The 20,267-nt window shown below is 69.7% G+C and carries 21 protein-coding genes and 1 pseudogene; 10 read left to right on the top strand and 12 right to left on the bottom strand.

Features of this window, described 5'->3' with window-relative positions; genetic code table 11:
* A pseudogene (locus tag GA0115259_RS27305) lies at positions 1–599 on the top strand (hypothetical protein); the annotation flags it as partial.
* A 71-nt stretch (positions 600–670) separates the two neighbouring features.
* On the opposite strand, the gene GA0115259_RS27300 reads toward GA0115259_RS27305, so the two are convergent.
* From GA0115259_RS27300 to GA0115259_RS27285, 4 genes are all read right to left on the bottom strand, one after another.
* Positions 671–928 carry a hypothetical protein gene (locus GA0115259_RS27300; protein WP_093601963.1) on the bottom strand — a complete coding sequence of 86 codons (258 nt, stop codon included), beginning with the start codon at positions 926–928 and terminating at the stop codon, positions 671–673.
* Positions 929–1,058: 130 nt separating this feature from the next.
* Positions 1,059–1,628 (bottom strand): DinB family protein, encoded by a 570-nt coding sequence (locus GA0115259_RS27295; RefSeq protein ID WP_093601961.1) that lies wholly within the window; start codon positions 1,626–1,628, stop codon positions 1,059–1,061.
* A 105-nt stretch (positions 1,629–1,733) separates the two neighbouring features.
* A complete protein-coding gene (locus GA0115259_RS27290) occupies positions 1,734–2,261 on the bottom strand; it encodes a GNAT family N-acetyltransferase (protein ID WP_093601959.1) in 528 nt (175 codons plus the stop codon).
* Positions 2,258–3,127, bottom strand: a complete 870-nt coding sequence (locus GA0115259_RS27285; protein ID WP_093601975.1) for a helix-turn-helix transcriptional regulator — start codon at positions 3,125–3,127, stop codon at positions 2,258–2,260. Before GA0115259_RS27285 ends, GA0115259_RS27290 begins: the two co-directional genes overlap by 4 nt.
* A gap of 195 nt (positions 3,128–3,322) precedes the next feature.
* On the opposite strand from GA0115259_RS27285, the gene GA0115259_RS27280 reads away from it, so the two are divergent.
* On the top strand, positions 3,323–3,745 hold the full coding sequence (locus tag GA0115259_RS27280) for an ATP-binding protein (RefSeq protein WP_093601957.1): 423 nt from the start codon (positions 3,323–3,325) through the stop codon (positions 3,743–3,745).
* 225 nt (positions 3,746–3,970) lie between these two features.
* Here GA0115259_RS27280 and GA0115259_RS27275 read toward each other — a convergent pair whose 3' ends face one another.
* Positions 3,971–5,245, bottom strand: a complete 1,275-nt coding sequence (locus GA0115259_RS27275; RefSeq protein WP_093601955.1) for an ABC transporter substrate-binding protein — start codon at positions 5,243–5,245, stop codon at positions 3,971–3,973.
* 172 nt (positions 5,246–5,417) lie between these two features.
* On the opposite strand from GA0115259_RS27275, the gene GA0115259_RS27270 reads away from it, so the two are divergent.
* Both GA0115259_RS27270 and purU read left to right on the top strand, forming a co-directional pair.
* Positions 5,418–5,864 (top strand): SCO4402 family protein, encoded by a 447-nt coding sequence (locus GA0115259_RS27270; protein ID WP_093601953.1) that lies wholly within the window; start codon positions 5,418–5,420, stop codon positions 5,862–5,864.
* Positions 5,865–5,915: 51 nt separating this feature from the next.
* A complete protein-coding gene (gene purU, locus GA0115259_RS27265; protein WP_176732668.1) occupies positions 5,916–6,845 on the top strand; it encodes a formyltetrahydrofolate deformylase in 930 nt (309 codons plus the stop codon).
* Positions 6,846–6,942: 97 nt separating this feature from the next.
* On the opposite strand, the gene GA0115259_RS27260 is transcribed toward purU, so the two are convergent.
* Both GA0115259_RS27260 and GA0115259_RS27255 read right to left on the bottom strand, forming a co-directional pair.
* Positions 6,943–8,358 carry a maleylpyruvate isomerase N-terminal domain-containing protein gene (locus GA0115259_RS27260; RefSeq protein ID WP_093601951.1) on the bottom strand — a complete coding sequence of 472 codons (1,416 nt, stop codon included), beginning with the start codon at positions 8,356–8,358 and terminating at the stop codon, positions 6,943–6,945.
* Positions 8,355–8,945: a sigma-70 family RNA polymerase sigma factor gene (locus GA0115259_RS27255; protein WP_093601949.1), complete on the bottom strand. Its 591-nt coding sequence runs from the start codon at positions 8,943–8,945 to the stop codon at positions 8,355–8,357. The genes GA0115259_RS27260 and GA0115259_RS27255 overlap by 4 nt, the downstream gene beginning before the upstream one ends.
* A 252-nt stretch (positions 8,946–9,197) precedes the next feature.
* Between GA0115259_RS27255 and GA0115259_RS27250 the strand changes: the two genes are divergently transcribed.
* The gene (locus GA0115259_RS27250; protein ID WP_093601947.1) at positions 9,198–9,710 is read left to right on the top strand and encodes an EF-hand domain-containing protein; all 513 of its coding nucleotides are present in this window, start codon (positions 9,198–9,200) and stop codon (positions 9,708–9,710) included.
* Positions 9,711–10,290: 580 nt separating this feature from the next.
* Positions 10,291–10,824: an ATP-binding protein gene (locus GA0115259_RS27245; protein WP_176732667.1), complete on the top strand. Its 534-nt coding sequence runs from the start codon at positions 10,291–10,293 to the stop codon at positions 10,822–10,824.
* Here the strand turns inward: GA0115259_RS27245 and GA0115259_RS27240 are convergent.
* Positions 10,773–11,903, bottom strand: coding sequence for a GlxA family transcriptional regulator (locus GA0115259_RS27240; RefSeq protein ID WP_093601945.1), 1,131 nt, complete (start codon positions 11,901–11,903; stop codon positions 10,773–10,775). The two genes, GA0115259_RS27245 and GA0115259_RS27240, sit on opposite strands and share 52 nt — an antisense overlap.
* A gap of 315 nt (positions 11,904–12,218) precedes the next feature.
* On the opposite strand from GA0115259_RS27240, the gene GA0115259_RS27235 reads away from it, so the two are divergent.
* Positions 12,219–13,466, top strand: coding sequence for an MFS transporter (locus GA0115259_RS27235; RefSeq protein WP_256098163.1), 1,248 nt, complete (start codon positions 12,219–12,221; stop codon positions 13,464–13,466).
* Here the strand turns inward: GA0115259_RS27235 and GA0115259_RS27230 are convergent.
* Positions 13,420–14,058 carry a TetR/AcrR family transcriptional regulator gene (locus tag GA0115259_RS27230; protein ID WP_256098162.1) on the bottom strand — a complete coding sequence of 213 codons (639 nt, stop codon included), beginning with the start codon at positions 14,056–14,058 and terminating at the stop codon, positions 13,420–13,422. The genes GA0115259_RS27235 and GA0115259_RS27230 overlap by 47 nt on opposite strands.
* Before the next feature lie 133 nt (positions 14,059–14,191).
* Here GA0115259_RS27230 and GA0115259_RS27225 point away from each other — a divergent pair, with 133 nt between their 5' ends.
* Positions 14,192–15,154 (top strand): zinc-dependent alcohol dehydrogenase family protein, encoded by a 963-nt coding sequence (locus GA0115259_RS27225; RefSeq protein WP_161230478.1) that lies wholly within the window; start codon positions 14,192–14,194, stop codon positions 15,152–15,154.
* Positions 15,155–15,267: 113 nt separating this feature from the next.
* Here the strand turns inward: GA0115259_RS27225 and GA0115259_RS27220 are convergent, their stop codons facing one another.
* From GA0115259_RS27220 to GA0115259_RS27210, 3 genes are all read right to left on the bottom strand, one after another.
* Positions 15,268–16,422 (bottom strand): flavin-containing monooxygenase, encoded by a 1,155-nt coding sequence (locus tag GA0115259_RS27220; RefSeq protein ID WP_093601941.1) that lies wholly within the window; start codon positions 16,420–16,422, stop codon positions 15,268–15,270.
* A gap of 136 nt (positions 16,423–16,558) precedes the next feature.
* Positions 16,559–17,170, bottom strand: coding sequence for a pyridoxine/pyridoxamine 5'-phosphate oxidase (locus tag GA0115259_RS27215; protein ID WP_093601965.1), 612 nt, complete (start codon positions 17,168–17,170; stop codon positions 16,559–16,561).
* Between the two features lie 279 nt (positions 17,171–17,449).
* On the bottom strand, positions 17,450–18,097 hold the full coding sequence (locus tag GA0115259_RS27210) for a TetR/AcrR family transcriptional regulator (protein ID WP_093601939.1): 648 nt from the start codon (positions 18,095–18,097) through the stop codon (positions 17,450–17,452).
* A gap of 316 nt (positions 18,098–18,413) precedes the next feature.
* Here GA0115259_RS27210 and GA0115259_RS27205 point away from each other — a divergent pair, with 316 nt between their 5' ends.
* Both GA0115259_RS27205 and GA0115259_RS27200 read left to right on the top strand, forming a co-directional pair.
* On the top strand, positions 18,414–19,301 hold the full coding sequence (locus GA0115259_RS27205) for a VOC family protein (RefSeq protein ID WP_093601937.1): 888 nt from the start codon (positions 18,414–18,416) through the stop codon (positions 19,299–19,301).
* A gap of 159 nt (positions 19,302–19,460) precedes the next feature.
* Positions 19,461–20,267, top strand: an 807-nt coding sequence (locus GA0115259_RS27200) for a serine/threonine-protein kinase (protein ID WP_141716703.1), incomplete at its 3' end; no start/stop codon positions are given.

Here is a 20,267-nt window from a genome sequence, read left to right as displayed (position 1 = left end):
TGGTGGTCGGCTGCGCCGTGCTCGGCCTGGGCGCGGGCGCGCTGATGAGCGGCGGCGGCGACACCCCGGCACAGGACGACAGCAAGACGGTGGCCGCGGCGAGTTCGCCTCCTGCCGAGTCCCCCGAGCAGAGCGCGCCCGACCCGGCGAAGCCGCAGGCCGAGGCGCTCGACAAGCTGCTCGCGGACAGCGGCAGCAGCCGCGCGACGGTCATCGCGGCGGTCGAGTCCATCAAGTCCTGCGACAACCTGGACCAGGCGGCCACCGATCTGCACGGCGCCGCGGAGCAGCGCCGTGATCTGGTGACCCGGCTGGAGGGCCTGACACTCGACAAGCTCCCGGACAACGGCGAGCTGACGTCATCGCTCACCGACGCCTGGCAGGCATCCGCCTCGGCGGACGACCACTACGCGAACTGGGCCAAGCAGGCCAAGGGCAAGAAGAACTGCAAGGGCGGCCAGGCCCGTATCACCCAACAGGCCGCCGAGGCCAACCGCGCCAGCGGCGAGGCCACGGCGGCCAAGCAGAAGGCCGCGCAACTGTGGAACGGCATCGCGGCCAAATACAACCTCACCGAACGGACCCCGACCCAGCTCTAGGGGGTTCGTCCCGTCCCCGACAACCGCCAGGCGGCCTGCTGGGGGCGGACGTAGGGCCGAGTCATGAGTGGTCAGGCGTCTTCAGGATCCAGCTCGAACGTGAAATAGACGCTCAGCGTGCAGGGCTCGTCCTCGTCGTGCATGAAATCCCATGACACATCCACCAGGAAGACTTTCTGTTCCTTCACCCACTCATGGGCTTTCCTGAAGACTTCCGCGGCGGTTGTGCCGGTGAACAGCTTCCTGGCCATCGGATGCACCTGAGTCTCAGCATCCGTATCGTCGAAACCCTCGGGAACGTCCAGGCAGAGGCCGGGATCGAGTGCCATGAACTATGCCCTTTCCAGTCGGTTCGCCGGTACGGGTCGAGTCGGCAGAGGCCGGCCCTCTGGCCAACCTGCCCCACCCGACCACGACGCCCGATAAGACCGCCGCACACCCGGAAAGGTTGCTTCCGCGTTACTGGCCGACCCTTCCGTCGATGCACTCGCGCAACAGGTCGGCGTGCCCGCAGTGACGGGCATACTCCTCGATCCTGTGCACCATCAGCTCCCGGACCGCGATCCCGTCCTTCCCCAGACGCTCGCCCAGATCCGGGTGCCCGGCCAGCGCGGCGTCGGTCGCGGCCTGCTCACGCTCCAGAGCGGAGTACGCGGCGTCGATCTCGGCCTGCTCGGCGACGGCTCCGTCGAAGTCCGCGTCCCTCGCGCCGTACAGCTTCGGCAGCGGATCACCGTCACTGATCCAGTTGCGCCAGTCCCGTTCCACCTCGGCGAGATGCCGGAGCAGGCCGAGCAGCGACATCGTCGACGGCGGAACCGACCGACGGGCCAGCTGCTCCGCGTCCAGACCCTCGCACTTCATCCGCAGAGTCATGCGGTAGTTCGTCAGAAAGTCGTCCAGCGTCGCAAGCTCGCCGTCCGGACTGGCACCTTCGCTGTTGCGCGGATCGTCGTCCGGGTCAGCCCACATATCGGGGTAGACGGTCGCCCGGCTCCATCGTGCGGCTTGGTCACTCATGCGCCCCATGTTCGTCCGCGAGGTCCCGAACGCGCCAGTGAGTTTCGGCCCGGACGAACCGGCGCGCGCGGCTGTTCCAGCCGTCGATGAACTCCCCTTCGGGGCGTCCGGGTCCTACGACAGGGGGAGTTCCGCCAGCATCACGGCGAACAGCGGTGAGTCCGGGAAGGGCTGGTCCTCACCGACCTTGCGATAGCCCCACGACTCGTACAGGGCCTGCACCTTGGGATGCTTGGTGTCCACCGTGAGGACGGCGAGGTCCTCGTCCCGGCCGTCCAGCAGCGCGCGGTGCAGCCGTACGGACGCTCCGGTCTTGCGCCACCGTGGGCGGACCATCAGCTCGGACACGGCGAACGTACGGCTCCTCTCCGGCGCGGGATCGAGGTGCGCGCGCCACCACTCCCGCCCCGGTGTGGCCGGGGCCCCGTACGAATAGCCGACCGGCTCGTTCCCGTCATAGCCGACCATGCAGGAGAACCCAGGCCTTCCGCCCCAGTGATCCACGAACCAGGCGAACCGCTGGGTGAACGGGTCGTCCATCGCGTCGGCGTAGGCGTCGGCGTGCACATCCAGGAGGGTCTGCCGGATCTCGGGCAGGTCCTCATGCGTATAGGCGCGTACGTCCAAGGGCGTGGCGATCATTCCTGGATCCATTCCTGTCGGTAGCGATCCGACCACTCTCGCGTGAAAGTGGCTGTAGGCGCCAGAGCGATCAAATCGCGGTAGAAGTCGCCGAGAAGAGACCGCAACCTGCCGGGCAGGGGATGCCCAGCCATGAGGTCGAAGGCTTGAGACGCCGTTGCACACGCTTGATCAATGTCCTGTTGGTGGAGTTGAGCCAGGGCCAGGTCCACGAGCGTCATGGCCCGGTTTCGGCGGAACTCCTCCGGGATCAGGGACAGTGCCTTGTGCCCGGCGGCTTCGGCCTGGACGGCGTTCCCTACGCGGTCCTGGACGATTGCGGTCAGTGCGTGCAGCTCCGCGGGGCCGTAGAAAGCGATCCAGCCGGGGCGCGGTTGCTCCGGCTCGGCTTTTTCCAGGGCTGCTTCGGCGTGGCCGAGAGACCGCAGAGCGGCCCCGGCCAGGGCGGCCTGCTCCAACGGCTCGTGACCGCCCCGATCCTGGTCGAGCCGCGTGAGGTCATCGAGACCGCTCCGGAGACGGATCACGTCGGAGGTGCCGGCGATCGGTGGTCCGCTCGCCAGGGGAGCCACGACGGCGGCCGTCGTGCCGGTGGTGGCAGTGATGAAGTCACGTCGCCGCACGGGCTGCTCCTGGGATGTGGTGGGGGCGCGTCCGGCCGCCGGGGGAACGAAACCCAGGTCCTCGGCGGTACATCCGAATACTGCCCCTAATGCTTCCCGCTGCCTGGGGTGCGGCCACCCCGTTTTTCCGGTCAGCCAGTTGCGGACCGTGCGGTCGCTCACCGTTCCCTCGTAGCCCCGCGACCGCAGTTGACCGTTCACCGCGTCGGCCAACTCGGCCTGGGTGCAGCCACGCTCGTGCATCGCCCTGCTGAGGCTCTCGTTTCCGCCCGCGCCACTGTCCACCTACCCACCGTAATCACGCGGTTCCCATCCGTAGGACGGGACGGCGGGATTTCCGGTCGGTCGTGACGCATACCCGGCCGATTTTTCCTCACGCCGTGCGGCGGGCGGTCGTTCACTGAATCAAGGCCACTCACCCACACCCCTGAGGTCCTGATGACCGTGACCGCCGTTCCGCACCCCACGGGGCGCCCCGGATACTCCGAAACCCTCCCTTGCGACCCGCGGAGCGCCGCAGTCGCCCGAAGGCTGGTACGTACCGCGTTGGGCGCCTGGGGCCACGAGGGCTTGGCCGATGACGGCGTCCTGATCGTCACCGAGCTGGTGGCCAATGCGGCCGAGCACTCGGGCAGCCGTCTGATCCGGGTCGTGATCTCGCGGTCGTCCGAAGGCTTCGTCCGGCTGGGAGTCGTGGACAGGTCCAGGACCATCCCGGTGATACGGACGGATTCGAACGGCGATCAGACCCGGGGCCGCGGCCTGCTGATGGTCGATGCGCTCACCGACCGCTGGGGAACGGACCTGTACCGCTGGGGCAAGCAGGTCTGGGGCGAGCTGAAGTGCGAGGTACGGCCATGACCTGCGGCTGCCGGACCGAGAACGCGATGGCCGCGGCGGAGGAAGCGTGACCGTACGGCCCTCCGTCGGGTCCTCCGCCGATCTCCGTACGCACTGGCACGGCTACGCGTGGACCGGACCCGAGTGTTGGCCCGGAGGCTCCCGTCCGCTCAGGCGCGCCACCGGGCAGGTTGCTGGAGCCGTGCACGAGGGCGGGCGGCGGGTGTTCCGCGCGGATGTAGCCGGCTACGACCCCGTGTTGCCCAGGGTCTGGCCCACGTCGATGAAGCCCTTCTTCTGGGATATCAGGCGGCCTTCGCGGACCACCTGGAACGTGACGTCCCTGTTGACGATGCGGGGGAAGCCCGGGGCGCCCAGCATGTCCTCGTAGCGCCAGCGCAGGGGTGGGGTGAGGCCGCCGGTGTTTACCTGGAGGCCGCGGTCCAGGGTGTCGGCGATCTTGCCCGCCGTGATGGTGTTGTCGTTGATCGACTCGATGACCTGCTTCAGCGCGGTGTACGCGATCCAGGTGGTCTGCGGGCCCGGGTCCGCAGGGTCGATGTCGTTGTCGCCGAAGGCGTATTTGTCGATCACGTTCCGCATCGAATTCCAGGCCGGATCGGTCTCGACCGGATACCAGCCGGTCAGATACGCGCCCTCGAAGGGACCGTTCTTGCCGCCCGTGCTGTTGATCAGCGGCTGGCTCACGCTGCCGAGGACCGAGGAGACGCGGATGCTCCGGCCGTCCTCGGGCACTCGGCGGTAGGAGTCGAAGAAGGTCTCCGTACGGTCGCCGAGCACCGCCGTCACACAGCCGCCGTCCTCCGCCGCCGCGCGCGCCTGTTCGGCCTGCCGGGTGTAGTCGGTGGCGTCCTCCGCCGCGCGGATGTCGCTCGCGGAGCCGCGACCGCCCTGGCCCAGACCGGAGTTGAGCAGTTCGGGCAGATCGTCGCCGGTGATGGTGTCGGGCCGTACCAGCGCCGTCCGCTCGCACTCATGGGCCAACTGCCGTCCGTTGCCCGCGAGAAGAGTCGCCTGGCCGCCGTTGACGGGATAGGAGAGGAAGCTGTTGAACTCTTCCTCGGTGAGCCCGTACCCGCCCAGGAACGGGATGGACGCGGCCTCCAGCGGCGCCATGAACTCCCGGCCATGCTGGCTGTACGAGCCGACCACCGCGACCGCGTTCTCCTTGACCGCCCTGCGGGCGCAGTCGGCGGCGCCGCCGGACTCGTTCTTCTCGTCACAGGTGAGGATGCGCAGGGTATGGCCGTCGATACCGCCGTTGGCGTTGACCCAGCGCGCGTACGCCTTCGCCATGGCCGGCATTCCGGGCTGATTGGTGGCGTTCGTACCGATCGGCGCCCAGGTCATCACCGTGACGGGCTCCCTGGAGCCCCCCGAGCCACCAGGGAGAACACCGCAGCCGGCGAGCAGTGACGCTCCCATCACCGCGCTGAAAACGGTACGAATCGCACCGGACTGGAAAGGGCGGGAGAAGGATGAGCGTCGCCAACCGGTCATAGCTATGCAGGCTGCCGCCTTCAGGTAACGCCGGAGTGTGGAAGCTTCAACGTTTAATGACTTAGGGGTGAATTGCGGGGGCCCCTCGGGCCGCCGCGCGCGGACCGTAGAGTCAAGGACTGTGCAGCAAGGTTCCGAGAACTCTTCCCGTCGTGCCCGTCACTCCCGCACCATGGGCGGCATGCCGCTCAATGACATGCCATGGTGGCGCTGGCGCAGCAATGTGCGTTCGGCGCTGCACATGCTTTCCGATCCCGTGTTCCACCAGGAGTACTGGCTGGCCGGCCGCGAAGGATACGGCGACGTCACAGACGCCGTGTACCGGCTGGTCGAGGACACCTGGCTGGACAACTGGTCCGCCGAGAAGTATGTCGGCACGATATTCCGCGACTCGGGAGAGGCCGCCCTGGTCGATCTCGCCGTCCTGCGTGTGCTGCGCATCATGCACCAGGTCGGCCCGGACGCGCCCGTGTCCGCCTATCTGGAGCATCACGGCTGGCCGGAGGCGGTACGAGCGGCCCGTGAGGCGCATGTACGGCTGGCGACCAGCGACGGGGACGATCCGGACACCGTGCCGAGGTCGCTGGACGTACTGCGGATCATGACGCGGTCGGCGTGAGTGCCGCGGTGTCCCGCGGTGTCCCGCGCCGGTGTGGGATCCTCTGAGGTCATGAGCACCGCCCCGCAGCAGTCCGCCCCGCAGCAGCCGCCCGCCGTGAACGCGCCCGCCGCACCCGAGCAGTACGTACTGACGCTGTCCTGCCCGGACAAGCAAGGGATCGTGCACGCCGTGTCGAGCTATCTCTTCATGACCGGCTGCAATATCGAGGACAGCCAGCAGTTCGGCGACCACGACACCGGTCTCTTCTTCATGCGGGTGCACTTCTCGGCCGACGCGCCGGTGAGCACCGAGAGGCCGGTGACCGTGGAGAAGCTGCGGGCCAGTTTCGCCGCCATCGGTGATGCCTTCCGGATGGACTGGGAGATCCACCGCGCCGAGGAGCGGATGCGCGTCGTCCTCATGGTCAGCAAGTTCGGCCACTGCCTGAACGATCTGCTCTTCCGGGCCGGGACCGGCGCGCTGCCGGTGGAGATCGCGGCGGTCGTCTCGAACCATACGGACTTCGCGGAGCTGGCCGCCTCGTACGGCATTCCGTTCCACCACATCCCGGTGACCAGGGACACCAAGGCCGCGGCCGAGGCGGAGCTGCTGGAGCTGGTCCGCGCGGAGCGCGTGGAGCTGGTGGTGCTGGCCCGCTACATGCAGGTGATCTCCGACGATCTGTGCAAGCAGCTCAACGGCCGGATCATCAATATCCACCACTCCTTCCTGCCGAGCTTCAAGGGCGCGAAGCCGTACCACCAGGCGCACGCGCGCGGTGTGAAGCTGATCGGCGCGACCGCGCACTATGTGACGGCCGATCTCGACGAGGGCCCGATCATCGAGCAGGAGGTCGAGCGCGTGGGCCACCAGGTCACTCCGGAACAGCTGGTGGCGATCGGCCGGGACGTGGAGTGCCAGGCGCTCGCGCGTGCGGTGAAGTGGCACGCGGAGCACCGGATTCTGCTCAACGGGCACCGTACGGTCGTCTTCGGCTGACCGAGGCGCGGGCTACGGTCGGCCCGGCCCGGCCCGTACGGTCCCGGTCCCGGTTCCGGCCCCGTGCGAGTCGTACGGTCCGTACCGTAGGCGTCCCTCAGAGGCGGCTCATCGAGGCCGCCGCGAACAGGACATCCCTGATCGCCTCGCGGTCGCCCTCCTGTCCGGCCGCCGCTTCCTCAGGTGAGACATGGCCCGCCACGAGCTGGCAGAACTCGACCGCGTCCAGCGCGATCTGGCCCACCGAGCGCTCCGGACTGCCGAGCGCGGCCGGTGAGTCCAGGGCGATGTACCAGGTTCCGCCGCCCGCGCCCTCCACCTCCAGCCGCAGCGACCGGCCGGGCGCGCCCGCGGCCACCAGATCCCGGACCGGCCCGGCGAGACCGTTACGGCGTCTGGTCGCGAGCGCGGACGGCAGCACCCGGGCCGCCAGATCGATCATCCGGTGCAGATGGGCGCCGGCCGGCGGCTCGTACGGATAGGACACCGCCTCCGCGATGTCCGCGCCGTGCACCCAGCACTCGAAGGCCCGGTCCAGCAGCGCGTCACGCAGCGGCAGGGCGAAGAAGTCCCCGTACGACACGGAGAGTTCGGCGACGCCGGGGCCGGCGAAGGACACCGTACGGATCAGGGTGTGGCTCTGTTCGCGCCAGGGCTCGTGGACGGCGCGGGTGGGCGGCGACGTAGCGGTCCGCCAGGACAGCTCCGTACGGTCGGTGGGATCGTCCGGCGCGTCGGGGCCGAGCGGATCGTCGAGGCCGAGGGAGCCGACGACGAGGCCGTCCACGGTCATCAGATGGCCGATGACTCCGGCGACGGTCGTTCTGCGCGAGACGGGCCGGTCCTCCTCGAACCAGCTCAGCCGTACGGGCGCGTGCCACTCCGCGTCGCCGAAGTCCCGCAGCAGCGCGTCGAGCCGCGCGGTCTCGGCGTCGTACGGAGCGGCCCAGTCCGGCACGGGTATCCGGGCGGGCCTGCGGCCGAGACAGCTCTCCAGCACCCGGGAGCGCAGCAGCGGATCGAGGTCCAGGCTCCGGTCGGCGTGCAGCAGTCCGACGGCGTCGCGGAGCCGGAGCGCCTCCTCGGCGCAGGGCGCGCATTCGGTGAGATGTTCCTCGACCAGCGCGGTCTCCTCCGCCGAGCAGGCGGCGAGCGCCCAGGCGCCCAGCAGCGAGGTGAGCACCTTGTGCGTCAGCTTCTCCGCCGGGATCTCGTTCTCCGCCGGAATCGCGGGCTCCTCCGTCGGAATCGCGGGCTCTGTCGGGATCTCGGGCTCCTCCGCGGTCTCGGGCTCCTCCGCCGGGATCTCGCGGTCCTCCGCCGTGGCCGGGGACATGTCCGGGTTCAGGTCCGGCTTCGGTGCCGGGTCGCGCGCCGACTCGCGCCGTGGTGCCGCGGACGGCGCGAGGTCGTCCGCGGCCGGCCTCGGGCCCGGTATGCGCGGATGCGCCGGCCGGCCCTCCCGGCCTTCCCGGCCGCGGTCGAAGAAGTCGCCGTCCTGAGGGCCGGTCACAGTGAGCGTCCGTTGCCCGGCGGCGGGAAGCCGTCCGCCGCCTGGGTGTTGGCCGTCGAGAGGAGTTGCAGTCCGAGCCGGAGCCGACGGCGCGCCTCGTCCTCCGAGACACCGAGATCCGCCGCGGCCTGGCGGTAGTTCCTGCGCCGGAAGTACGCCAGTTCCAGCGCGGCCCGCAGCGGTGTCGGCATCGACCTCACGATGTAGTCCGCGCGGGCCGCCGCCGAGGCCCTGCGTATCTTCTGCTCCAGCTCCTCCGCCTCCTCCGCCGTGCCCTCGCCGTTCGCCTCGTAGGCCTCCGCCTCGGTCCGCCGGAATCGCTCCACCGCCATCTCGCGTGTGACATTCGCCACCCAGGACCTCATCGAGCCCTGCTTCGGGTCGTACGCGCCCGGGTTGTCCCAGACATGGCTGAAGACTTCTCGGGTGACGCGGTCGGCCGCCGCGCTGTCGTCGAGCACGCGATGGGCGAGGCTGTGCACCAGCGGTGCGAACCGGTCGTACAGCTCACCGAGCGCGGCGGCCTCGCCCCGCGCGAGCCGCTGCTGCATCCTGCGGTCCCAGCGAGGTGGTGTGTCCTTCGCCATACGACCCCCCAGCCCTGTTCCTGCGCCCGTCCGTCCGCCCCTGCCACCATCATGCGAAGCCCGCCGTTCCTTCGAATGTAGTGGGCGGTGCCGAGGACACACGCCCCTTTGTGGCAAGTGCGCCCCCACAGCACTCATCACGTTTCGGACGAGCACAACGGGGCAGACGCGACGCGGTCGTGGTCGACGGGCCGTACGTGCTCTCCGCGTAACGGAGCACACAGGAGCCGTCGGCCGTCGTACCCTCCGGGAATGGACAGCGCAGAGTACGAGGCCAAGATCGCCTCCCGGTTCGCCGCCTTCGACCAGGACGGCAGCGGCTATATCGATCGCGAGGACTTCAGCGGGGCGGCGGCGGCACTGCTCGCCGAGTTCGGCACGACCGCCCGTTCCGACAAGGGACAGGCCCTCTACAACGGTGCCGAGGCGTTCTGGCAGGGCATGGCCGGCATCGCGGACGTCGACGGCGACCAGCGGGTCAGCAGGCAGGAGTTCGTGACCGGCGCGGTGAAGCGGCTGCGCGACAACCCGCTGCGGTTCGCGGAGATCGCCCGTCCGTTTCTACGCGCGGCGATCGCCGTCGCCGACGAGGACGGCGGCGGAGTGACTCCGGCGTCGGCCCAACGCGCGCTGCTGGTGCTGGGAGTCGCCGCCGAGGCGGCGGCTCGGGTGGCCGTGGAGCTGGACGCGGACGGCGACGGCAGGATCCACGAGGAGGAGATCCTGGCCGGCTTCGCCGCGTATTACGTGACTCCTGAGCCCTGATCGCGCCCGGGGCCGGTGATCCGGCCCCGTACATCCCGATGCCCGGTGGCCGTGCGCCCGCTCATTCGGTGATCGTGCGCCCGCTTGTCGGTGATCGTGCGCCGCTCGTCCGGTGATCCGGTCCCCTCCGTCCGTTCTTGCCGGGAAAGTTCTGGCCTTGGCCTGCCGCTGCGTCACCGTGTGTGGCGAGAGGCGCCCTCTCGCGGTCGATACCGGGTTGTGTCCTTACGGCGGGCCGTCACAGGCCGGAGTCGCTCCGGCCTCCGGTACGCTCCATGGGGTGCGAGAGGTTGTGAGGCGCGAGGGTTGCGGTGTCGCCAGGACGGCGGCCCCGGGACCGAGAATGTGCGCCGCTCGCGCGGTACGAAGGCGCCGTGCGCGCCCATGTTCGACTCCCCGCGGCGCGCGTCGCACAGTATGCAGCACGCGTACTCCTTCGCGCTGGAATATGCCCGAAGCGCTTGTTGCGGTGACTGTACGTCAACCATGCTGTGTCGCAAGGAAATCACGTTCAGTGATCCTGTCGAGGACCTTGTCGAGGCGCGAGGCGATGTGTCCGCCGGTTCGGATGGTGTGAGCGGTGCAGGTGCTTCAGGTTCAGTTGGAGGTCGGGGCCGATCCGGCCGAGGTGGGCCGTGCCCGTCGTTGGGCGCGCTCCCGGCTCGTCGGCTCCGGTATAGGGGACGACGAACCGGTCGCGGAGACCTTGATCCTGCTCATCTCGGAGCTGGTCACCAACGCCGTGGTGCACACCGGCTGTCCGGCCGTGCTGCGGATGCTCTTCGGACTCGGCGCGGCCGAGGCGGGCACCGTACGGGTCGAGGTCGCCGACACCAGCGCCGCGCCGCCGCGTCCGCGCCACGCGGACGGTGAGGACACCAACGGGCGCGGTCTGGAACTGGTCGACGGACTCGCCGACCGATGGGGCTGGCAGCCGGAGGGCGCGGGCAAGCGCATCTGGTGCGAGGTGGACCGGCGTACGCCGGAGGCCGCACCGGGCGCATACGCCCCGGCCTCCGCGGTCTCCTCGGCCTCCTCCGCTTCCTCCTATGAGTCGTCCTCCTACAAGCCGGCCTCCCGCAAGCCGTCCCGCGCGGTACCGCGTCCCGCGTGACGCGCGAGCGCGCCGACCGTAGGCCTTTCGCTCGTGAGCCCATCGACCGCGAGCCCTCCGGCCGCAGTTGACGGGCTCCCGCCTTCCGCCGCCGCGCGGAACGTACGCCGGTAGACCGTCGGCGACACGCCCAGCGCCGACTGGAGGTGCTGGCGCATCGACTGCGCCGTACCGAAACCCGCGTCCCGCGCCACTTGGTCGACCGAGAGATCGGTCGACTCCAGCAGCTGTCTGGCCCGTTCGACGCGCTGCTGCACCAGCCACTGGCCGGGGCTGATGCCCGCCTCCTCACGGAACCGGCGCGTGAACGTCCGTACGGACATGGACTCCTGCTCCGCCATGTCGCGGAGCTGGATCGGCTCATGGAGCCGGGCGAGCGCCCAGCTCCTCGCGGTGGCGGTGGTCGCGAGCTGCGGTTCGGGAATCGGGCGCCGGATGTACTGCGCCTGGCCGCCGTCCCGGTGCGGCGGTACGACCGTACGGCGCGCGACATCGTTGGCGACCGCCGTGCCGTGGTCGCGGCGCACCATGTGCAGACAGAGATCGATCCCGGCGGCCACTCCGGCCGAGGTCAGTACGTCACCGTCGTCCACGAACAGGACGTCCGCGTCGACCTTGATCCGCGGGAACAGCCCCTGGAAATGGGCGGCATGGGCCCAGTGGGTGGTCGCCGGGCGGCCGTCCAGAAAGCCCGCGGCGGCCAGCACATAGCTGCCGGTGCAGATGGAGACCATCCGGGTGTCCGGCCGCAGATGGGCGAAGGCGGCGGTGAGTTCCTCGGTGAGCACGCCTTTGGTGTAGACGGGACCGAGTCTGTGGGAGGCGGGCACGATCACGGTGTCGGCGGTGGCGAGCGCCTCGGGACCGTTCTCGACGAGGATCGAGAAGTCCGCGTCGGTACGGATCAGGCCCGGCGACCGCACCGAGCAGGTGACGATCTCGTACAGCGGCCTGCCTTCGGAGTCGCGGGCGCGGCCGAAGATCCGCTGAGGGATGCCCAGTTCGAAAGGGATCAGCCCTTCGAGGGCGAGGACGACGATCCGGTGCGACGGGCGGTACGGGCCGGACGAGTCCTGCATGGGGGTGCTCCTGTCGGATGGCGGCGGTCCGCTTCGTGGATGCTTCTTGGAGGTCCGGACCACGTCTTGATCAGAGGGCTGCGCAGGGCGGAGTGGCGGCGCGTGGGGTGCCGTGAGGACGCATGGCCCGATCGTAGCGAATGCTGTCCCTCGGGCCACTCGTAAGGGCTGTTCCGTCCATCGATCCTGTCTGACGTGACACAGTCGACCGAACTTCCCGCCCAGGACGACGCGGCGCGATCATACGGCGCCCCGGGCGCTTCCCGTACGACCGGCGCTCCTCGTGCGCCGCGTGCGCCTCGTACGCCCGGACGTATCCACCGGGCGTGGTTCGTCGCCGTCGTGGCCTTTGTGACGATCATCGGCGCCGCGGCCTTCACCTCGCTTCCCGGTCTGCTGATCGACCCGCTGCATACGGAGTTCGACTGGTCCCGGGGCACGATCGGCTTCGCGGTCTCGGTCAATCTGGCGCTGTACGGGCTGACGGCGCCGTTTGCGGCGGCGCTGATGGACCGGTTCGGCATCCGCCGGGTCGTGGCCGTGGCGCTGACCGTCATCTCGGCCGGATCGGTGCTGACGGTCTGGATGACCGCGGCCTGGCAACTGGTGCTGTACTGGGGCATTCTGGTCGGCCTCGGCAGCGGCTCGATGGCGCTGGCCTTCGCGGCGACGGTGACCAACCGCTGGTTCGTGGCGCGGCGCGGTCTGGTCACCGGGATACTCACCGCGGCGGGCGCCTCAGGGCAGCTGGTGTTCCTGCCGCTGCTCTCCTGGCTGGTGGAGCACCATGGCTGGCGGCCGGCCGCGATCACGGTCTCGCTGGCGGCGCTGGCGGTGGTCCCGTTCGTCTGGCTGCTGCTGCGGGACCATCCGGCGGACGTGGGCCTGCCCGCGTACGGCGCGGAGGAGTTGGTGGCCAAGCCCGCGCCGGTGCCGGGCGCGGCGCGGCGGGCGGTCTCGGTGCTGGTGTCGGCGGCGCGTACGGGGCCGTTCTGGCTGCTGGCCGGTACGTTCGCGATCTGTGGCGCCTCCACGAACGGCCTGGTCAAGACCCACTTCGTACCGGCGGCGCACGACCACGGCATGCCGATCACGGCGGCGGCGTCGCTGCTCGCGGTGATCGGTGTCTTCGATGTGGTCGGCACGATCGCCTCGGGCTGGTTCACCGACCGCTTCGAGGCGCGCCGGCTGCTGGCGGTGTACTACGCCCTGCGCGGTGTCTCGCTGCTCTTCCTGCCGATGCTGCTGGCGCCCTCGGTCCATCCGCCGATGCTCTTCTTCATCGTCTTCTACGGCCTGGACTGGGTCGCGACGGTCCCGCCGACGATCGCCCTGTGCCGCGAGCACTACGGCGAGGACAGCGCGATCGTCTTCGGCTGGGTCCTCGCCTCGCACCAGGTGGGCGCGGCGGTCGTGGCCTTCGCGGGCGGTCTGGCCCGGGACGTCTTCGGCTCCTACGACGTGGTCTGGTACGCCTCGGGCGCGCTGTGCGCGGCGGCGGCGCTGATGGCCCTGGTCATCCGCCGCCCTCCTCCGCTGCCGCGGATGCCGGCCACGCCGTAGGCGGCAGTGGCGAGTGCTGGTCGGAGGCTTGGAATGCCTGGATGACGAAGCCCGCGAAACGTCTGGAGGCCATGACCCGGGTCGTGGTCGTGGTGGCGTGGATCCCCTTGTTCGCCATGAGCATGAGAATCAGATCGTCCAGGACGAAGTCAGGGCGCAGGTGTCCGGCTTCCTTGGCGCGGTGGGCCAGTCCGGCAACTGATTTCAGTGTGTACTCACGGCCCGCGGCGAGGTCCGTCGTGCTCGGAAAGGCCGACATAAAGGCTTCGGTGAAGCCCCGGTCCCGTGCGTGCAGCTCGCAGATCTTTTCGATCACCAGGCAGAGGCCACGCCAGGGATCAGGATCGGCACACCCCTCGTCGACGATGGCGCGACACGCGCGCAACTGGTCCGCGAAGGCTTCGGTGACCAGCGTCTGCTTGGTCGGGAACCGGCGGTACAGGGTGGCGGGTCCAACCCCGGCGCGCCGCGCGATCTCCCGCATCGGCACGTTCAGACCCTGGGTGGAGAACAGCGCACGGGCCGCGTCGAGGACGCGTTCGCGATTGTCCATGGCGTCGGAGCGCAGAGTGTGAGGCAAAGGGTCGGTCACCGCTCTCACTTTACCTAAACGGACGGGGGCGTCCGTTAGCGTTCCGGACGCAGAGATTTCGCAAGCCGGTGAGGGCCGTTGGCGTGTGCGGCGGATGGCCGCTCCTGCCCGGTCCGAGAAGATGGAGACCACGTTGAAGGCAGTTCTGATCCGAACGTACGGAGGTCCCGAAGGTCTGGCGGTCGTCGACCTCCCCGCCCCCGTACCCGCTGCCGGACAGGTGCTGATCGCCACCGAGGCGGTGGGCGTGGGTGGTGTCGACACCGTGATCCGGAGCGGGGCTCTGGCCGCCTACGGCTTCAAGGAGGGCCACATCCCGGGCGGCGAGGTGGCGGGCACCGTCACCGCGGTCGGTGACGGCGTCGACGCGTCGTGGATCGGCCGGCGGGTGTGGGGATTCACCGGCACGGGCGGAGGCTACGTCGAACAGGCCGTCGCACCGGTCGAGGAGGTGCTTCCGCTGCCCACGAACCTGTCCGCCGTCGACGCGGTGACGCTCGGCGGTTCCGGTGTGGTGGCCCACTTCGGGCTTCGCCATGCCCATTTCGCTCCCGGGGAGACAGTCCTGGTGCGCGGCGCGGCCGGCAGCATCGGGATCATGGCAGTGCAGCTCGCGGCTCGTGGTGGTGCCGCCGCGGTGGCGGTCACGACGTCGTCGGCCGAGCGCGGCGAGCGGCTGCGCCGTCTTGGTGCGACCCATGTGCTGGACCGCTCCGGCGAAGGAGGGAAGGAGGCTCCTGCGGGCTATGACGTCATCCTCGACGTTGTGGCCGGTGGGGACATGCCGTCGTTCTTCGACAGGCTCAACCCGAACGGCCGCATGGTGGCCGTGGGCGTGGTCGCGGGTCAGCCGCCGGCGGACTTCGGTACGAGGATGATGGCGGCGTTCCAGAAGTCGATGTCTTTCGCGACTTTCAGCACCGACACCGTCACCGGAGCCGACCGGCGTGCCGTGCGGAGCGAGCAGTTCGCCGCGGCGAGCCGCGGTGAGATCGAAACAGTGGTGCACGAGCTGCTGCCGCTGGACGGAGCCGTGCTGGCGCACCAGAAGATGGACGCGGGCGAGGTCTTCGGACGGATCGTGCTGACGCCGTAGCCCCCGCGACCGTACGGCCCGGTCGGGAGCAGCCCTGTGGTCCACGCCGAGTGCTGTGGCCGGCGGGGGCCGACAAGGGCCGACCGCAAGCTGATCGACTTCCTGGGTGGGTGTCAGGCCTGGCGGGACAGGGCTTTGGCTATGCGGTGGGCGTCGATGGAGAGTTCTCGGAGCATGCCGCTGATCGGGTTGGTGAAGCCGGTGAAGTAGAGGCCCGGGGCGTGGGGCGGGGTGTGGGGGCCTTGGGTGAGGGGGCGGCCGGTGGGGGAGAGGACGTTCAGTGGGCCCAGCAGAGGCTCCAGCGCGCGCTCGTAGCCCGTGGCCGCTATGACCACCTCCGGTGTGATCCGGGTGCCGTCGGCCAGGACGACCTTGTTCTGCTCGAAGGACTCGACCGCCGCCACCGGCTCGACCCGTCCCTCCCGTACCGCGTCGATCAGCCCTACGTCCTGTACCGGGATCGCGCCCTGGCGTACCCGCGTGTACAGGCCCGTGTCCGGGCGTGGCAGGCCGTGGGACGACAGGTCCGGGACGGCGATCCGGGCCAGCACCCAGCTCGCGCCGTCGACCAGCCGGGCCGGCAGCCGGCGGACCAGGATGCCCGTCGACTGGGCCGGCCAGCCCGCCGTGGAGCGCCGCACGATGTGCGGGACCGTACGGACGGCGAGGCGCACCCGTGCCGCGCCGCCCTCCACGAGATCGACCGCGATCTCCGCGCCCGTGTTGCCGACGCCCACCACCAGCACGTCCTTGCCCGCGTAGGGCCGCGCGTCGCGGTACTCGCTCGCGTGCAGCAGCTCGCCGTCGTAGGTCTCCCGGCCGGGCCAGGACGGCACCTTCGGCGTGTGGTTGTAGCCGGTCGCCACGACGACCGCGCGCCCGGTCAGCTCCCGTCCGCCCGTCGCGTGCAGCAGCCAGCCGGAGCCGTCCGGTGAGCGCTCGACACGGGTGACCTCGACACCGGTGACGATCTCCAGCCGGTGGTACTCCGCGTACTTCTCCAGATAGCGGACCACATCCGCGCGGGCAACCCACCGTCCGAAGGAACGCGGCATCTTCAGGCCCGGCAGGGCGGAGTGGCGGCGGGTGGTGTGCAGCCGCAGCCGGTCGTAGTGGCCGCGCCAGGAGGCTCCGACGGCGTCGGACTTCTCCAGTACGACGGCCCGTACGCCTCGTTCACGCAGTACGGCGGCGACGGCGAGCCCGCCCGGGCCGCCGCCAATGACATACACGGGACGGTCCTCGGTGCGGTCGAAATCGTCGGGCATGAAAGCTGAGCGTAATCGGAACATCACATGGTGGGTATCGGTCAAGACGGGAAATCGGTTGCGAATCGATCACGCTCAAAGGGGATGCGGGGAGGCCGTGGCTGTTCCGGTGCCGTGCCGATCTCCGGTGTCAGAGTTACGGCCAGAGCAACTCCCGTACCCAGCCGTCCCCTTCGCGCCGGTAGCGCAGCCGTACGTGGCGTCTGCGCGCGTCTCCCTGGAAGAACTCCACCTCGTTCGGCACCAGAACGTACGCCGTCCACGACGCCGCCTCCGCGTCCGGCTCGCGCCGTGCCCGCTCCCATGCCGCCTCGCTCGCCCGCGCCAACTCCTCCGCCGAGCCCAGCACTTCGCTCTGCCGTCCCACCAGCGCGGAGGCCAGCGCGCCCGTCGAGCGCACCCGCAGATCCGCGACGCTCTCCTCGCGGCCGGCGCTGTGGACGGTGCCCCGGATCCGTACGGCGCGGGCCCGGGCCGGCCAGTAGAAGCCGAGCGCGGCCTCGGGACGGGCGGCCAGCTGCCGGCCCTTGCGGCTGGTCGCGTGGGTGGCGAAGTGCCAGCCGCGGCCGTCCGCGTCGTGCAGCATCAGTGTCCGTACATCGGGCCGGCCGTGCTCGTCGGCGGTCGCCAGCGTCATGGTGTGCGGCTCGGGCTGCCCGGCCGCGACCGCCTCGGTGAACCATCGCCGGAACAGCGGCAGCGGCTCCTCGGGCGCGGTGGCCGGATCGAACACGGGCAGCCGCTCCATGTCCCAGACCGGCTGGTCGCGCAGCAGGGCGCGGAAGGCCTCCTGCTCGTGGTCCTGCTCGTGGTTCGGTTCCTGGTTCCGCTCATGGTCGTTCACGGGCGCCGCTCAGCCCCCCGGCTCTTGGTGCGTAAGAAACGGTAAGAAACGCAAGAAACAGAAGTGGTCCGGATACGGGAGCGCCGACAGGGATCAGAGGTCTGATCCGCCGTCGGCGTGACAGGACAGTGAGGGCACGCCCGTACCGTGCCCGCCGGCCGATGCGCCGGCTCGCTCGGCGGCCTACTTCGTGGGCTTTCTGCCGGTGATGCCGAGATGGACCAGGAGCGCGAGATTCGGCTTCAGCTCGGCCTGCTTCACGCCCCAGCTCTGGAAGTTCTTCTGGTGCGAGGCCACCGAGGCGAGCATCACGACCAGCGAGCCCGCCAGCGCCGCCGGGCTGACGTCCTTGTCGATCCTGCCCTTCGACTGAAGCTCCTTCACGGACTCCGTAAGGGAGTTGGTGACGGAGTTGAGGATCTTCAGGCGGATCTTGTTGAACCGCTTGTCGCCCTCCGCCGCGCCCAGATCGACGACCCGGAGGATCGCGTCGTGCTTGCGCCAGAAGTCGAGGAAGCCCTCGACCAGGTCCTCCGACGTCTGCCAGCCGGCCTTGCCGGCCCAGGAGCGGTTGGAGACCAGCGCCGTCAACCCGGCGCCCTCCTTGGCCATTTCCTCGGCGATTTCGAGGACGGCGCCCTCGACGTCCGGAAAGTACTGGTAGAAGGTCGCGGGTGAAGTCCCCGCCCGCCGGGCCACGTCGATGACTTTGACGTCCCGGTACGGTGAGGAGCTGAGCATCTCGCCGAGGCAGTCGAGCAGCTTCTGCCGCGTCGCCTGCCCGCGCCGACCAGCCACTCGGCCGTCGACGGTGCGCACTTGTCCTGTCATGCCGTCAGCTTACCGAGGGGTGATCCGGGCGCGATTTGGCCGAGTGCAAATGGGGATCCGGCCATCTCTCGCACGGGTCGTGCGCGCGGACTGTCATCCCCAGGAGTGGACTGTCATCCCCAGGACTCACGTGCGGGTGAATAGTGTTATCAACAGCCTGTGGATAACTTCGGTGGATAACTCGGGGTGCCGAGGGCTTCACGCTGCGATAATCGAGCAATTGCGCTATTTCATCCGCTGCGGCCCGGGTCGCGGCCCATTAGGTTGACTGTGACGGGCACCACACGGCAGGTGCCATGCGCGGAAGGAGCCGGACATGGCCGCGTTCGCGGAATCCACGCCGTGCTGGGTGGATGTGTCGCTCCCCGATCTCGAAGCGGGCAAGCGCTTCTACGGCGAACTGTTCGGCTGGACCTTCGGCCAGGACAGCGGCGCGGCGTACGGACACTACCGCGCGGCGTACGGGCACTACACGGAGGCGTTCAGCGGCGGCAGGCGCGTGGCCGGTCTCGCCGCCAAGAAGGACGGCAGGATGCCCACCGTCTGGGGCGTCTACTTCGCCACCTCCGACGCCGTCGCGCTGATGGACCGGATCACCCGGGCGGGCGGCCGGACCGTACAGCCGCCGACGGCCCTGGGGCCGTTCGGTGTGATGGCGCAGGCCGCCGATCCGGCCGGCGCGGTCTTCGGGCTCTGGCAGTCGGAGGAGGGCTGGGGCTTCGAGAAGAAGGGCCTGCCGGGCTCGTTCTGCTGGACCGAGCTCTATACGCGGGACAAGGAGCGCGTCGATCCGTTCTACGAGACGGTCTTCGGCTTCCGTGGGACCGATCTGCCCGACTCCTCGGTCGACTTCCGCATATGGTCCCTGGCCGGTACGGAAGCTGCGGTGGCCGGCGCGGCCGACTCCGAGTCTGCGCAGGCCGGCATCGAGCCAGGGCCGGTCGGCGCGGAACCTGGGCCTGTCGGCGCCATCGGCGGACGCAGCGTCATTACGGACGCCTTTCCCGCGGCGATGCCGGCCCACTTCCTCGTCTATTTCTCCGTCAGCGACTGCGATACGACGGCGGGTACGGCCGTCCGGCTCGGCGGCCGTATCACCACGCCGCCGTTCGACATCCAGTACGGACGGATGGCCGCTCTGATGGACAACCAGGGCGCCGCTTTCGCCGTCCTCGCCGAGCCGGAACGGTGGCCGGAACGGTGATAAACGGGCGATCAGCGGTGAAGGTGTGACACATGTGGTGTCCGGATCGAGGCGAGACACCCCGATCCGCCCCCGGGTTCGCAACCGTTGCCTCAGGCAGGAAGAATCAGGGGGCACGGGGCCGTACCTTGGTGGCCCGTACGGGGAGGTGGCAGGCAAGTGGAGCAGCTTACGCAGCACGATCCGAGACGCATCGGCCCTTTCGAGGTGCTGGGACGGCTCGGGGCCGGCGGCATGGGGCTGGTCTATCTCGCGCGCTCGGCGTCGGGCCGCCGGGTGGCGATCAAGACCGTACGTACCGAGCTTGCCGAGGACCAGCTCTTCCGGGTCCGTTTCACGCGTGAGGTGGAGGCGGCGCGGGCCGTCAGCGGCTTCTACACCGCCGCCGTCGTGGACGCCGATCCCAGGGCCGCGGTGCCCTGGCTGGCCACCGCGTATGTGCCCGCTCCCTCGCTGGAGGAGATGGTCAACGAGTGCGGCCCGATGCCGGCGCAGGGCGTGCGCTGGCTGGCGGCGGGCATCGCCGAGGCGCTCCAGTCGATCCACGGCGCCAATCTCGTTCACCGCGATCTGAAGCCGTCGAACGTCCTGGTGGTGGAGGACGGGCCGCGCGTCATCGACTTCGGTATCGCCTCCGGTGTCTCCAACACCCGGCTGACGATGACCAATGTGGCCGTCGGCACTCCGGCGTACATGTCGCCCGAGCAGGCGCGGGACTCGCGGAGCGTGAAGGGCGCGAGCGATGTCTTCTCGCTCGGTTCGACGCTGGTGTTCGCCGCCACCGGACACGCGCCCTTCCACGGGGCGAATCCGGTCGAGACCGTCTTCATGCTGCTGCGCGAGGGACCGGATCTGGAGGGCCTGCCGGGCGAGCTGCGGCCTCTCATCGAGTCATGCATGCAGATGGACGCCGCGCGGCGCCCATCGCCCGCCGATCTCCAGGCCCAGCTCGCCCCGCATCTCTTC

The sequence above is a fragment of the Streptomyces sp. MnatMP-M17 genome (genome assembly GCF_900091995.1).
Lineage (GTDB): Bacteria > Actinomycetota > Actinomycetes > Streptomycetales > Streptomycetaceae > Streptomyces.
Note: the sequence above shows the minus strand (reverse complement) of the source record. Positions and strands in the feature narration are given on the sequence as shown.